Origin of the sequence: Amycolatopsis sp. NPDC057786 (assembly GCF_042797905.1) — a bacterium.
Taxonomy (GTDB): Bacteria; Actinomycetota; Actinomycetes; order Mycobacteriales; family Pseudonocardiaceae; genus Amycolatopsis.
The window spans coordinates 49817-62340 of the sequence record NZ_JBHVKW010000042.1 but is presented as its reverse complement, the minus strand read 5'-3'; the positions used below and the strand labels follow the sequence as shown (position 1 = coordinate 62340).

At 67.6% G+C, this 12524-nt stretch carries 18 protein-coding genes and 1 tRNA gene; 6 read left to right on the top strand and 13 right to left on the bottom strand.

Going from position 1 to position 12524, the window contains the following annotated elements:
* Positions 1-109: 109 nt before the first annotated feature.
* Together ACFVM3_RS22085 and ACFVM3_RS22080 are read right to left on the bottom strand one after the other, a co-directional pair.
* Positions 110-1528 (bottom strand): S1C family serine protease, encoded by a 1419-nt coding sequence (locus ACFVM3_RS22085; RefSeq protein WP_378441285.1) that lies wholly within the window; start codon positions 1526-1528, stop codon positions 110-112.
* 85 nt (positions 1529-1613) lie between these two features.
* A complete protein-coding gene (locus tag ACFVM3_RS22080) occupies positions 1614-2414 on the bottom strand; it encodes a DeoR/GlpR family DNA-binding transcription regulator (RefSeq protein WP_378441283.1) in 801 nt (266 codons plus the stop codon).
* Between the two features lie 83 nt (positions 2415-2497).
* Here ACFVM3_RS22080 and ACFVM3_RS22075 point away from each other — a divergent pair, with 83 nt between their 5' ends.
* Positions 2498-2869, top strand: a complete 372-nt coding sequence (locus tag ACFVM3_RS22075; RefSeq protein WP_126736832.1) for a VOC family protein — start codon at positions 2498-2500, stop codon at positions 2867-2869.
* Here the strand turns inward: ACFVM3_RS22075 and lspA are convergent.
* The 5 genes from lspA to ACFVM3_RS22050 all read right to left on the bottom strand — a co-directional run bounded on the left by lspA (position 2859) and on the right by ACFVM3_RS22050 (position 6854).
* Positions 2859-3365 carry a signal peptidase II gene (lspA, locus tag ACFVM3_RS22070; protein ID WP_378441281.1) on the bottom strand — a complete coding sequence of 169 codons (507 nt, stop codon included), beginning with the start codon at positions 3363-3365 and terminating at the stop codon, positions 2859-2861. The genes ACFVM3_RS22075 and lspA overlap by 11 nt on opposite strands.
* A gap of 22 nt (positions 3366-3387) precedes the next feature.
* Complete coding sequence (locus ACFVM3_RS22065) at positions 3388-4812, bottom strand: ATP-binding protein (RefSeq protein ID WP_378441279.1); 1425 nt, start codon at positions 4810-4812, stop codon at positions 3388-3390.
* On the bottom strand, positions 4809-5501 hold the full coding sequence (locus ACFVM3_RS22060; RefSeq protein WP_037340466.1) for a response regulator transcription factor: 693 nt from the start codon (positions 5499-5501) through the stop codon (positions 4809-4811). Before ACFVM3_RS22060 ends, ACFVM3_RS22065 begins: the two co-directional genes overlap by 4 nt.
* Positions 5502-5586: 85 nt before the next feature.
* On the bottom strand, positions 5587-6201 hold the full coding sequence (locus tag ACFVM3_RS22055; RefSeq protein ID WP_378441277.1) for a trimeric intracellular cation channel family protein: 615 nt from the start codon (positions 6199-6201) through the stop codon (positions 5587-5589).
* A complete protein-coding gene (locus ACFVM3_RS22050) occupies positions 6201-6854 on the bottom strand; it encodes a response regulator transcription factor (protein WP_034305786.1) in 654 nt (217 codons plus the stop codon). Before ACFVM3_RS22050 ends, ACFVM3_RS22055 begins: the two co-directional genes overlap by 1 nt.
* Positions 6855-7224: 370 nt before the next feature.
* Here ACFVM3_RS22050 and ACFVM3_RS22045 point away from each other — a divergent pair.
* Together ACFVM3_RS22045 and ACFVM3_RS22040 are read left to right on the top strand one after the other, a co-directional pair.
* Positions 7225-7297, top strand: a tRNA-Arg gene (locus tag ACFVM3_RS22045).
* Positions 7298-7369: 72 nt separating this feature from the next.
* The gene (locus ACFVM3_RS22040; protein WP_378441275.1) at positions 7370-8071 is read left to right on the top strand and encodes a hypothetical protein; all 702 of its coding nucleotides are present in this window, start codon (positions 7370-7372) and stop codon (positions 8069-8071) included.
* 10 nt (positions 8072-8081) lie between these two features.
* Here the strand turns inward: ACFVM3_RS22040 and ACFVM3_RS22035 are convergent, their stop codons facing one another.
* Both ACFVM3_RS22035 and ACFVM3_RS22030 read right to left on the bottom strand, forming a co-directional pair.
* Positions 8082-8450, bottom strand: coding sequence for a hypothetical protein (locus ACFVM3_RS22035; protein ID WP_378441273.1), 369 nt, complete (start codon positions 8448-8450; stop codon positions 8082-8084).
* Between the two features lie 77 nt (positions 8451-8527).
* Positions 8528-9022, bottom strand: a complete 495-nt coding sequence (locus tag ACFVM3_RS22030; protein WP_378441272.1) for a DUF6973 domain-containing protein — start codon at positions 9020-9022, stop codon at positions 8528-8530.
* A gap of 19 nt (positions 9023-9041) precedes the next feature.
* Here ACFVM3_RS22030 and ACFVM3_RS22025 point away from each other — a divergent pair, with 19 nt between their 5' ends.
* Positions 9042-9797, top strand: coding sequence for a hypothetical protein (locus ACFVM3_RS22025; protein ID WP_378441270.1), 756 nt, complete (start codon positions 9042-9044; stop codon positions 9795-9797).
* Here ACFVM3_RS22025 and ACFVM3_RS22020 read toward each other — a convergent pair.
* The gene (locus tag ACFVM3_RS22020; protein WP_378441268.1) at positions 9707-10003 is read right to left on the bottom strand and encodes a hypothetical protein; all 297 of its coding nucleotides are present in this window, start codon (positions 10001-10003) and stop codon (positions 9707-9709) included. The genes ACFVM3_RS22025 and ACFVM3_RS22020 overlap by 91 nt on opposite strands.
* A 58-nt stretch (positions 10004-10061) precedes the next feature.
* On the bottom strand, positions 10062-10448 hold the full coding sequence (locus ACFVM3_RS22015) for a cupin (RefSeq protein ID WP_378441266.1): 387 nt from the start codon (positions 10446-10448) through the stop codon (positions 10062-10064).
* Between the two features lie 78 nt (positions 10449-10526).
* Here ACFVM3_RS22015 and ACFVM3_RS22010 point away from each other — a divergent pair, with 78 nt between their 5' ends.
* The gene (locus tag ACFVM3_RS22010) at positions 10527-11105 is read left to right on the top strand and encodes a TetR/AcrR family transcriptional regulator (RefSeq protein WP_378441265.1); all 579 of its coding nucleotides are present in this window, start codon (positions 10527-10529) and stop codon (positions 11103-11105) included.
* Here ACFVM3_RS22010 and ACFVM3_RS22005 read toward each other — a convergent pair.
* Both ACFVM3_RS22005 and msrA read right to left on the bottom strand, forming a co-directional pair.
* Positions 11076-11546 carry a molybdenum cofactor biosysynthesis protein gene (locus tag ACFVM3_RS22005; protein WP_378441263.1) on the bottom strand — a complete coding sequence of 157 codons (471 nt, stop codon included), beginning with the start codon at positions 11544-11546 and terminating at the stop codon, positions 11076-11078. The two genes, ACFVM3_RS22010 and ACFVM3_RS22005, sit on opposite strands and share 30 nt — an antisense overlap.
* Positions 11525-12019: a peptide-methionine (S)-S-oxide reductase MsrA gene (gene msrA / locus ACFVM3_RS22000; protein ID WP_378441261.1), complete on the bottom strand. Its 495-nt coding sequence runs from the start codon at positions 12017-12019 to the stop codon at positions 11525-11527. The genes ACFVM3_RS22005 and msrA overlap by 22 nt, the downstream gene beginning before the upstream one ends.
* 108 nt (positions 12020-12127) lie before the next feature.
* Between msrA and ACFVM3_RS21995 the strand changes: the two genes are divergently transcribed.
* Complete coding sequence (locus ACFVM3_RS21995; RefSeq protein ID WP_378441259.1) at positions 12128-12454, top strand: hypothetical protein; 327 nt, start codon at positions 12128-12130, stop codon at positions 12452-12454.
* Positions 12455-12524: the final 70 nt, after the last annotated feature.

The window sequence follows — 12524 nt, the reverse complement described above, 5'->3', positions numbered from 1 at the left end:
CGACCGGGATTGGCAGCCGGTCGCGCGTGGCCTCTAGGGTCCGGCCCGCTGGGGGTTCGAGCCGGAGCTGGTCTCGGCCGCGCACTGCGGCCGAGCGTTTCTGGAAGGGCTAGTTCGGGGTGACGGGCTGCCCGCCGAGGGTCACCTCGATGACCTTGTCCCCGCTGAGCGTGAACTTCACCTTGTCGTTCGGCGCCCTGGTGCGGATCTCGGCGACGAGCGCGTCCGCGTTGGGGATCGGCCGGTCGTCCAGCTTCGTCACGACGTCGCCGGATTTGAGGCCCGCCTTCTCCGCGGGGCTGCCCGGCGAGATCTCACCGAGCTGCGCTCCGCCGGTCGGCGCCGTCTGCACTCGCGCACCGATGAAGGTCTGCGTCGCCTGGCCGGTGTTGATGATGTCGTCGGCCGTGCGGCGCGCCTGGTCGATCGGGATCGCGAAGCCGATGCCGACGTTGCCGCCGCTCTCTCCGCCCTGGCCCTGCGCGGACTTCGGGCTGTAGATCGCCGAGTTGATGCCGATGACCTGGCCCGCCATGTTCGCGAGCGGGCCGCCGGAGTTACCGGGGTTGATCGCCGCGTCGGTCTGCACCGCCGACATCACCGTGGTCTGGTCGCCGTTGCCGCCGGCGCTCACCGGCCGGTTCAGCGCGCTGACGATCCCCGAGGTCACCGTGCCCGTCAGCTCGAACGGGGAACCGATGGCGACCACCGGCTGCCCGACGCGCAGGTCGTCGGAGCGGCCGAGTTCCACCGGGGTCAGGCCGCTGACGCCGCTGACCTTCACCACGGCGATATCCGTCGTGGGGTCACGGCCGACGACGGTCGCCGTGCCCTTCTTGCCGTCCTGGAACACCGCCTGGATCTGCCCGCCACCGGCGGCGACCTCGACGACGTGGTTGTTGGTCAGCACGTAGCCGTCGGTGCTGAGCACGAAGCCGGAACCCTCACCGGCGCCCGAACGCCCGGACACCTGGAGCTCGACCACGCTCGGCGAAAGCTTCTGCGCCACCGCTTCGACCGAACCGGCGGGCAGATTGCCCGTCTGCTGGGCGGGTTTCGGCGCGTCGAGCGCGTTCACGGAAGAGCCACCGGACGCGTCACCGGTCAGGTACCCGACCGTGCCGCCCGCGACGCCGCCGACGACCAGCGCGATCGCCGCGACACCGGCGAGCAGCTTGCCCGACGTGGACTTCTGCGCCTGCCGCTGCTGCGGGACCGCGTACATCGACGGACCCGGCTGGGTGAACGGCGTCTGCTGGCCCGGCACCTGGTGTCCCTGGGTGTACTGGCCCTGCGTCTGGTGTTCCTGGGCGGGCGCTTGCTGAGTCTGCGTCTGCGCCTGGGGAGCCCACGGGTTGTAGGCCTGCTGCGCTCCGGCGTGCGGAGTGGCATGGCCGCCGAGGCCGGTCGCGTCAGGCTGCTGCGGTGCGGGCTGGGCCGCCCAGCTCGCGCTCTGCTCCGCGTCCGGCTGAGCGCCGGCGGGCCGCGCCTTCTCGGCGTCCTGGCCGCTGGGGTCGTTCTCGGTCATGTCTTCACCTTGCGGGATGGTCCTGAGAAGTTCCTGAGCCAAAGCTGTGCATCGCACATGAGTATGGCGCCCCCGGCCGTCGACTTCACGCTTCTTCGGCCTCCGCCGCCTCCACCGTTTCGGCGATCATCAGCTCACCCGCCTGCTCGGTGAGCGTTTGCCTTGCCTTGCCGGGCAAACCGTCGTCCGAGACGACGACATCGGCTTCGTCGAGCACGGCGATCGTGGAGATGCCGACGATGCCCCATTTGGTGTGGTCGGCCAGCACGACCAGCCTGCGGCCCGCTTCGACCAGCGCGCGGTCGGTCTCGGATTCGGTGAGGTTCGGCGTGGTGAACCCTGGCCCATCGGCCATCCCGTGCACGCCGAGGAAGACGACGTCCAGATGCAGTGATCGCAGGCTCTGCACGGCGACCGGCCCGACCAGCGCGTCCGACGGGGTGCGGACGCCGCCGGTGAGGACCACCGTGCGATCCGGCTGGTTCACGCCGCGCAGCACGTCGGCGACCTGGATGGAGTTCGTGACGATCGTCAGGCCGGGGACCTCGTCGAGTGCCCTGGCCAGCGTCCACGTGGTGGTGCCCGCGGAGATCCCGATCGCGGTGCCCGGGCGGACCAGCCCGGCGGCGAGGGCGGCGATGGCCTCCTTCTGCGCGCGCTGGCGCACGGACTTGGCCTCGAAGCCGGGCTCGTCGGTGCTCTTGCCGACGACGGAGGTGGCGCCACCGTAGACCTTCTCGACCAGTCCGCGGCCGGCGAGCACGTCGAGGTCTCGGCGCACCGTCATATCGGAGACGCCGAGCCTCACGACGAGATCGCTGACCCGGACCGCCCCGGTCCGGCGCGCCTCCTCGAGGATCACCGCCTGTCGCTGCCGCGCGAGCACAAATCCTCCCCTGGATCAACTACACAAAATCCTACGCGATCAAACATGGCGCGACGAGCCGTGGCGGCTGCCACCATGAGGCCATGGCCAGGCTTCGCGACGTCGTCTTCGACTGCCGGCATCCGGCTTCGCTCGCCCGTTTCTGGGCGGCCGCCCTCGACGGCTACGAAATCGCACCCTATGACGAAGAAGAGCTTGATCGCCTTCGTTCGCTGGGATTTTCGGGCCCCGAGGACGACCCTTCGGTGTTGGTCGAAGCGGCCTCGGGACCGCGGCTGTTCTTCAATCTGGTTCCGGAATCGAAGACCGTCAAGAACCGGGTGCATCTGGACCTGACCGGCGACAGCGTCGAAAGGCTCGTCGCCTTGGGCGCGCGCGTACTCGCGCGTCCCGAAGACGGCTTGGTCGTGCTCGCGGATCCGGAAGGGAACGAGTTCTGTCTCGTTACTCCTTGACGCCCTCGATCGGGACGCCGCGGAAACTCAGCACGAAAAGCGAGACGGCGCCGAAGAACAGCGCGATGTCGGCGACGTTCCCGACGAACCAGCCGTTGTAGTCGATGAAGTCCACGACGTGGCCGCGCGCGAAGCCGGGCTCACGGAACAGCCGGTCGCCCAGATGCGTCGTCGCTCCGCCGAGCAGCAGCCCGAGCGAGATCGCCCAGCCCGCCGAACGGACCTTGCGCGAGATCCACAGCAGCGCGACCACCGCGGCCGCGGCCAGGATCGCGAAGACCCAGGTGGAGTTCGCGCCCAGCGAGAACGCCGCGCCCGGGTTGTAGAGCAACCGGAACCGGATGAAGTCACCGATCACCGGGATCGGCGCGTGGCCGGTGAGGGCGTCGACGGCCCACCATTTGGTCAGCTGGTCGGCGCCCAGCAGCACCGCGGCCACCAGCAATGTCCACAGCAGACGGCGGGGCGGCAGTTCAGGCTCTTTCTCGGTGCTCATCACCCGTCAGCGTAATCACCCGTCAGGCCGGTGCTCCCGGGAGCCGCAAGGTCATCAGCGCGCCACCGGTGGACGCGCGCCCCGCGTAGACGTCGCCGCCGTGCCGCTGCGCCGCGTGCTGGACGATGGCGAGACCGAGCCCGGAACCGGGCAGGGTCCGCGCCTCCGACGAGCGGTAGAAGCGGTCGAACACCTTCGGCAGGTCCTCGTCGGCGATCCCCGGCCCCGAGTCTTCGACTTCGAGCACCGCGGTGCCGTCCCCGACCGGGTACAGCCGGACCCCGACCGTCGCTCCTTCCGGCGAGAACTTCACCGCGTTGTCGAGCAGGTTCAGCACCGCGCGCTCCAGCGCGCTCGTGTCACCGGTCAGCACCCACGGCTGGAGCGAGACGTCGAACTCGATCTCGCCCGCGCGGCGGCGTGCCCTGTCCAGCGCGCGCTCGACGACGTCGACCATCTCGACCCGCTCGTACTCGATCCGCGACTCGTCCTGGCGCGCCAGTTCGACGAGGTCGCCGATCAGCTGGGTCAGCTCGTCGAGCTGGCCGCTGATGTCGGCCTCGATGTCGCTGCGGTCCTCGTCCGACAGCGTCCGCGCGCCGGGCCTGCTCGCGGACAGGAGCAGCTCCAGGTTCGTGCGGAGCGACGTCAGAGGGGTGCGGAGTTCGTGGCCGGCGTCGGCGACGAGCTGCCGTTGCCGCTCCTGCGATTCGGCGACCGTGCCCAGCATCGTGTTGAAACTCTGGGTGAGGCGGGCGAGTTCGTCGTCGCCGCTGACCGGGATCGGCCGCAGATCACCCGTGGTCGCGACGCGTTCCGCCGCCGACGTGAGCCTGTCGACCGGCCGCAGCCCCGCTCTCGCGACGGCCGTTCCGGCGGCCGCGGCGACCAGGATCCCGGCGCCGCCGATCAGGAACAGGACCACCGAAAGCTCGTTCAGGGTGCGCTTCGTCGGTCCGAGTGACTGGGCGAGCACCATCGCCTGGCCGTCCCCCTGCGGTAGGGCGACGACGCGGCTGTCGGTTCTCGGGTCGGTGCGCAGGGAAAACGCCTTGTCCCCGGTGGCGACCGCGATCTCGTCCTCGCCGTACGGCGGGCGGCTGCCGGACTGCGGGAAGGTCAGCCGGATCTTCTCCCCGACCGTCAGCTGGCCGATCTGCAGGTCCGCGCTGGCGAGGAAGGCGCCGGGCACCTGCTGCAGCTCGGTCTGCACCTGCGGCGAGTCGACCGCGGCCTGCGCGCGGGCGAGCAGATTGTCGTCCACCTGCTGGTAGAGGTTGTCCTTCACGACGAGATACGCGCCGAGGGACACCAGCGCGACGGCTCCGGCCACCGAAGCGGCCGCGAGCAACGTCACCCGGCCGCGGAGCGAGAAGCGCCGCGTGCCCCAGCGGTCGCCGCGCGGATCCTTTTCGGACACGTCGACGACCGGGACCGGCTCCGTCACGGCGGGGTTTCCCTCAGGACGTAGCCCACTCCCCGCACCGTGTGGATCAGCCTCGGTTCGTTCCCAGCCTCGGTCTTTCGGCGCAAATAGCCGACGTAGACCTCCAGCGCGTTGCCCGAGGTCGGGAAGTCGTATCCCCACACTTCCTCCAGGATCCGGCTGCGGGTCAGAACGTGCTTCGGGTAGGAGAGGAACAGCTCCAGCAGCGCGAATTCGGTCCTCGTGAGACTGATCTCCCGCCCCGCCCGGCGCACCTCGCGCGTCCCCGGGTCCAAGGTGAGGTCCGCGAACGAAAGGACCTCGGCGTTCTGTCCGGCCTGCGGATCCGGGATCGCCCGGCGCAGAAGCGCGCGAAGGCGCGCGAGAAGCTCTTCGAGCGCGAAGGGCTTCGGCAGGTAGTCGTCGGCGCCGGCGTCGAGGCCGGACACCCGGTCCGAAACCGTGTCCCGCGCCGTGAGGACGAGAATCGGCAGGTCGTCACCGGTGCTTCGCAGCCGCCGGGCGACCTCGAGGCCGTCGAGCCGCGGCATCATGACGTCGAGGACCATCGCGTCGGGTCTGTTGGCGATGATCGCTTCCAAGGCCTGTGCGCCGTCCCCGGCCAGCTCCACCTGGTACCCGTTGAACTCAAGGGATCGCCTGAGTGATTCACGGACGGCCCTGTCGTCGTCCACTACGAGGATGCGCATGGCGACAGTCTTACGCAGAGTGCTGAGACTCGCCTAAGAACACACACAGAACCAACAAAGGAAATCCGGCGATCCGGAAGACGTTTCAGCCGGTCTCGGGCCCTTTTGCAACGGGTGCGTTCCATCTCCGCCACAAAGCGAGCATCCGGACCCCCACCACCGCGGCGGCTGCTACCAGCGTCACCACCCCCGGCGGCAGTCGCAGAGCGTGACCGATCACGACGAGCACGGCCCCCGCGAGCGCCGCGACCGCGTAGATCTCCTTCCGCAGCACGAGCGGGATTTCCCGCAGGAGAAGATCACGCACAGCACCACCACCGATACCCGTCGTCATGCCGATCAGGCACGCCGCGTAGGGAGTGGCGCCCGCGTTCAACGCGATGGTGGTCCCCGCCGTCGCGAACACCCCGAGCCCGAGCGCGTCAGCGAGGAGTACGGCGCGCCGCAGCTTCGCGATCTGCGGGTGGAAGACGAACACGACCAGCGCCGTCCCGCCACAGACCGCGAGGTAGGGCCAGGTCCGCAGGGTCGTGGGCGGCGTGATCCCGAGCAGGACGTCACGGATGACCCCGCCGCCGAGCGCGGTCGTCAACCCGACGACGACCACCCCGAAGACGTCCAATCTGGCCCGCACCGCCGCGAGAGCTCCCGAAGCGGCGAACGCGATCAAGCCGAGGAACTCGAGCGCGGTGAGGATCATTACTGGTCGAGCAGGCCACCGCGGTAGGCCAGCAGCGCGGCCTGCACCCGGTTCGCCGCGCCGATCTTGGACAGGACAGCCGAGACGTAGCCCTTGACCGTGGCCTCGGACAGGTGCAGGCGACCGCCGATCTCGGCGTTGGACAGCCCCTGCCCGATCAACCCGACGACCTCACGCTCCCGATCGGACAGCGACGCGAGCAGCTTGCGCGCCGGCTGCGCGGCCCGCTGCTCGTCCCGGTGCGACTGGACCATGCGCGCCGCGACCCCGGGGTCGAGCACCGCGCCACCCCTCGCGAGGTCGCGCACCGCCCTGAGCAGCGCGGCCGGGTCGATGTCCTTGAGGAGGAAGCCGTTGGCCCCGAGCCTGAGCGCGAGACTGACGTAGTCGTCGATGTCGAACGTGGTCAACATGGCCACGGTCGGCGGATCCGGCAGGGCGAGGATGGCCCTCAGCGCGCGAATGCCGTCGTCAGGCGCCCGCATCTTGATGTCGAGCAACGCGACGTCAGGGTGGTACCGCCGGGCGACCTCGACCGCTGATCTCCCGTCGCTCGCCTCGCCCACGATCTCGATATCGGCAGCGCCCGACATCATGGCACGCAGGCCCGAACGGACCAGTTCCTCGTCGTCGGCGAACATGAGCTTGATCAACGAAGCCCTCCGGCAGCCGGGGGAGCGGCGTCTCGCGTCCCGTTAACGAAGATTACCTACTGTTGTTCAGGGTTTCGAAACCAGACACGTACGAGTGACCCGCGCGGGTCATCTGTGTCGATCTAGGCGTCGATTCAGACCCTGTTCTCCTGCTGGAGAGTGTCGCTGCTCCTGGGTGGATCCGCAGGTCGAGTGTCACTGGGCGGCCAGTGTCGCTCCTTGGCCGCCCGCTCTCGTGGCTCCTGTGGCGCAACCGCCGTTCGGGGCATTCGGGCGTTTCACCGGGCCGGCCGCTGGGCCGTCCGGGGTGTGACGCCGCCCTCTCGACGCCCCCGTGCGTCTACACGGTAGGCTGCGCGTGGCAGTACATGCCCTCGTAGCTCAGGGGATAGAGCACCGCTCTCCTAAAGCGGGTGTCGCAGGTTCGAATCCTGCCGGGGGCACACACCGCGGAACTGATTGCCCGATCGGCGGCAGCCAGGCGGCTTCCCCTTACGTACCCTCCATCCGGGAACGTGACCATGGTCGCGGAGGGTGGAATAGTGGGCCGACGAATCGGCGGAGCGGGCGGCGGTTCTGATCCGGGAAAAGGCAAGGGTGCGGGAACGCTTGTCGTAGCGGCTGCATTCGTTCTCGTTGTCGCGGGCGGCACCACCGGAGCGATCAGCATCGGCACCGGAACGTCCGGAAGCGGTTCCGCGGTCGACAGCGCCCTGTCACGCGATCTGAACATTCGCAAGAATGACGGCAAGAATTCCGCCAAGAAAGGGAAAGCGGACGAGGCGTGGCATCGTCTTGGCCTGCGATCCATCAAGAAGACCATGAAGAACGATGTCAAATGCCTTGCCGCATCCACTGACCAAATTCGGGAATTCTTCCTGCGCACACCATGCAAGTCACTCGACCGATCGCTGCTGGCGATCGGCGATGACCGCGGCAACACCGCGGCGATCTCGGTCGCCTGGGTCTCCTTTCGCGACCGGGCCGACGCGACGGCCTTTGAGCGAATCGAAAAGATTCATGGGATCGGCGACATAAAACCGCTGGCAGGCACGGCTTTGAATCTGGCCGACATCCGCTTCACCGGACACCACTTCGACTCCCGTCGAGACGGCCGCGTAGTGGCCGTGGCAGAAGCGGAGATCATGAACGGCCACCTCGACAACACGGTTCTCGATGCGCTTACCGAAGTCGCGGTTTGGCTTCCGAAACCCTGATGCGCTCTGATCAGCCTGCGGGACGGCCGTCCGGGTCGGTCATCGTGATGGCGCCCCCCTGCGCCCGCAGCACCACATCGGCCCGGTACTTCCCCTCCCCAAGGGCTGCGAGAGTGCCCAGGCTGACCATCCGCGTGGTGGCACCGTCGCGGTCGAACACCAGCAGGTTGCCGTCCTGGACGTAGTCGCCACTGTGCGTGCCATCGCCTTCGACCGTGACGGGACGGCCAAGTTCGCGTTCGATTCGCGCGCCTGAAGCGGGACCAGTGAGGACGTGCACCGAAGTCCAATCGCCGGGTGCCAGTTCCTTGAGCGGGCGCGAGCCGCCTGACCTGGCAAGATCACCTATAGTTTTTTCGAGACCTTCGTCGAATTCCACTGTCACTCCTGGGGTGCTCGTGCCACAGCCCATCACAAGGGCGAGCAAGGCGAGCAGAGTCACTATCAAGCGCATGGTCAGTATTGGTCCGGAGTCGCCGACGGGTCGCCGGGGTCGTGGTCGTCATTGCGCCCCGGATTGTCCGTGGGCCAAGGCTTGTTCTTGGTTTCGCGGGTCTCGCCAGGAGGCGATTCGTTGGACGATACCAGGGTGTCGTTCTTGTCGATGACCACCATTTTGCCGTCCTTGACGGCTTGTTCGATCAGGTTCGCCATCTGCTCGGGACTGGCGTCCGGGTTGGCTCGGGCGATCGCGCGGCCGACTTCGTTGTTGTGCAGGTCCATGGCCACCGGGACGTGGTGACTGCTCGGGTTCCGTTCGTGCGCCGTGGCGAAGTCGCGGGCCCATTCTTCGCCGTACCGCTGCGTCATCATCGCGTTCCAGTAGGCGTGACGGAACGCGTCGGCGTGGCCGTCGGTCAGGCCTTTGCCCTCGAATTTGCCTTCGGCGACGTGCAAGGCGTCCTGCCGGATATCGGCGAACTCCTTGAGCCCGAGCAAGCCCTTGCGCATCTGCAGATCGTCGAGCAGCTTGGCTTCCGCCTGGGTGATCTTCTCCTTCGAGAAACCCCGCTCGTTCCGCGAGCCAGCCGGTCAGACCGCTCGGCCACACTGTCGTGCCGTCCGTTTTGACCTGGTATTTCGCCAGAAGATCGCGGTGGCGCTGTTCGTCGGCGATGCGGTCTTCGCCTGCCGCGGCGGCCGCAGCCAGCGTCGTCGCGCCGGCGTCGCCGATCTCGCCGGCGAGGATGCGCTTGAGCACCGAATTCAGTTCGGTGTCGATCTGGCCGGCGCGGGCCAGAATGGCTTCCACCTCCACCTGCACCAGCATGCTGGAGAGAAACCCACCGGCGTTTTCCGTCTCGACGACCTTGCCGTTGTCGATCCGGAAACCGTTCTTGGCGGCGAAATCCTCGGTCGTCTCGACACTGCGCACCAAATCGCGCACCGCCTGCTCGGTGTCGTCGATGATCTTCACGGCCGCGGACAGGCGCGCCGCGAGATCCTCGAGTTCCTGACAGCGGGCGCGCAGATTCTCGGCCGCCGCGTCCGCCGCCTCACCGGCCCACCCGGCGGGTTTGGCGCCGTCGATCTCGTCCTGCAAACCGAGCACCTGGCGGTTCTGTGCGGCCAAGTGGTCACCGATCTGCCCTATTCCGTCAGCCTTCCACTGGCTGACATCGGCCCAGGTGACCATCATCGGCCACCTGTCCCGTCGAATTCCTGTTCACCGGCGCCGTCTCGCACCCGGTACGCGGTCGCGGCGGTGGTCAGTGATGCCGCGTAGGAATCCACCCCCTTCGCCCAGACACCGATCGAGTTCTCCCAATGTGGACCGAGCTCGGCGGCGGTCTTCGCCGACTCACTTCCGGTCAATGCGCCGGAAAGCGCCGCCACCCGTTCCAGATCCAGCTCGCGCACGATTCCCGCGGCTCGTTTGGCCTGATCGGCCGCGTCGCGCAGGGCTTTCGGATCAGCTTCGAACCCCGTCATAGAACCCCTCCCCCTCAGACTGAGGCTACTTGTCCCATTTGGGAGGTTCAAGCCGCCGTCAGGCCACGTGGAAATCGTCAAGACGGTGAGCTTCGACTGAAGATTCCGTGGCGGGCAGCCAATGCGGATAGGTGACATAGACCAGTTCCGTGTCCTCATCGGCCACGTAGACCACCTCGGTCCCCGCGCGCAGATAGATCACCTCACCGGCGCGAGCTGTCACCGAGCCCGAAGGTCCCTCGACGGTGAAGGTGCCGGAAGTGATGACCAGAGCCTCGTCGTAGGTCATCTTCCACGGGTTCTTCTCGCCCTTCCCGTAACGAGCGAAGCCGACGGACATGGCCGCGCCGCTGTCTTGCGCGACGACGTCGGCCAGGAAGATCTGCTGGTCAAGGCGCTGGAACCAGGTCGAAGCGTCATCGCTCGTGAAGTGTTCGACGGACATCCAAGTCTCCTTAAGTGGAACTTTCTCCACTTAGTTAACTGGAGAAAGTTCCACTTGTCCACCGGTTAGGCTGGCCGGGTGCTTCCCATCGCAGGAGCCGGGGCTCCAGAGCGGGCGGACGCGGCTCGCAACCGGCAGAAGATCGTCCACGCGGCGGCCAAGCTCGTTGCTGCCAAAGGGATCGATGGGCTCGCGTTGGACGAGGTCGCGGTGGAGGCGGGCGTCGGGATCGGGACCGTGTATCGCCGGTTCCCGGACAAGGGCGCGTTGGCGCAGGCGTTGCTCGACGAGAACGAGCGCGAGTTCCAGGAGGCGTTCATCAGCGGGCCACCGCCACTGGGGCCCGGAGCGCCGGCAGCCCAAAGGCTCAGCGCGTTCCTCGAGAAGTACGTCGACAGACTCGAGACTCATGGCGAGCTGCTGATGGTCGCGGAGACCGAAACGCCGATGGCCCGGTTCGCGACCGGCGCGTACCGGCTGCACCACAGTCACCTGGTCGCGTTGATCAGCGAGATCGAGCCGGAAGCGGACGCGCATTTCAGGGCCGACGCGCTGCTCGCACCACTCGCGGCGGCGCAGTACGTCTACCAGCGGCAAAGCATGACAACGGAACAGATCAAAAGGGGCCTAGTAGATCTCTACCGGCCCAACGCGTAAGACGCCGTCGTCCAGCGGGACGCACCGCTTCCCGCCGCGGCCCCGCAAGGCGCGGAAAGTGCCCGGAGGGTAGACGACGTCCATCCAAGCGCAGGGATTCGCGGGCCGGTGCACCTCGAAACGCACCGGACCATCGCCCGAGTCCAAAGCCACCACCGAACCTCGCGGCAAAGCGTCGACGTCGAAGCCCGAGAGCACGATGTTCCGCCGAGCCAGCAGCGGATCGCCGGGCACAGAGGCGGAGAACAGCGTGACCGCGGCCGAGCGATGCGCGGGATGGTTGAAGTACCGGTCCCCCACCAGCCCCAGTCCCGCGCGCACCTCGACATGGTCGCGCGAGACCGGAGCGGGATCGGGGCGAGGGCCGTCAGAGGGACGGCCCTCGTACGCGTGCACCGAAGAGACGTGCAGCGCGACGATCAGCGCTCGCCGAGCTGCCATTCCGGCCGCACGTAGTGGCAGGTGTAGCCGTTCGGGATGCGCTCCAGGTAGTCCTGGTGCTCCGGCTCGGCCTCCCAGAAGTCACCGGCCAGGGTCACCTCGGTGACGACCTTGCCCGGCCACTTGCCGGAGGCGTCGACGTCGGCGATCGTCTGCTCGGCGACCTGCTTCTGCTTGTCGTCGGTGTAGAAGATCGCCGACCGGTAGCTCGTGCCGATGTCGTTGCCCTGGCGATTGCGGGTCGTCGGGTCGTGGATCTGGAAGAAGAACTCCAGGATCTGCCGGTACGAGAGCTGCGCCGGGTCGAAGACGATCTCGATGCCTTCGGCGTGCGAGCCGTGGTTGCGGTAGGTCGCGTTCGGCACGTCGCCGCCGGTGTAGCCGACCCTGGTGGAAACGACCCCGGGGTGCCGGCGGAACAGGTCCTGCATACCCCAGAAGCAGCCGCCCGCGAGAACAGCCTTTTCCGTCACTGTTGGTCTCCTTCGGTCGTTGACACCCAGTACAACGTGTCGCACCGCCCCTGTCATCCCCGTCCAAGTGTGACGGAACGCTTACGTCCACCGTGCGTCTCACGGTAGGTGAAAACCCTGCTCGCGGTCCTCGCCCTCCTCCTGGCAGGCTGCGCGACGACCCCGCCCAGCCCGAAACCAGAGGACGCCTTCCGGTTCGGCGGGATCTCGGTGCCCGCCAGCGGCAAGGTGCTGGAGACGCAGCACGACCGGGGCATCGACTCGCGCTACGTCGTCGTCCTCACCCTTCCGGCCGAGGACGTGCCCAAGCTGCTCGAAGCGTCGAACTTCGCTCCCGGGGTGATGAACGACGACCAGGTCATCGAAGGTCGTCACGTCTACCGCAAGGTCACCGTCGAGGGAACGACGGTGCGCCTGGAGATGTTCACGACGTGAGCACTCTGCGTGAAAAAGATGGGCCGTTCGGACTCGTCTGGGTGACCCCCTAACGTGTAGCTCCACGCAC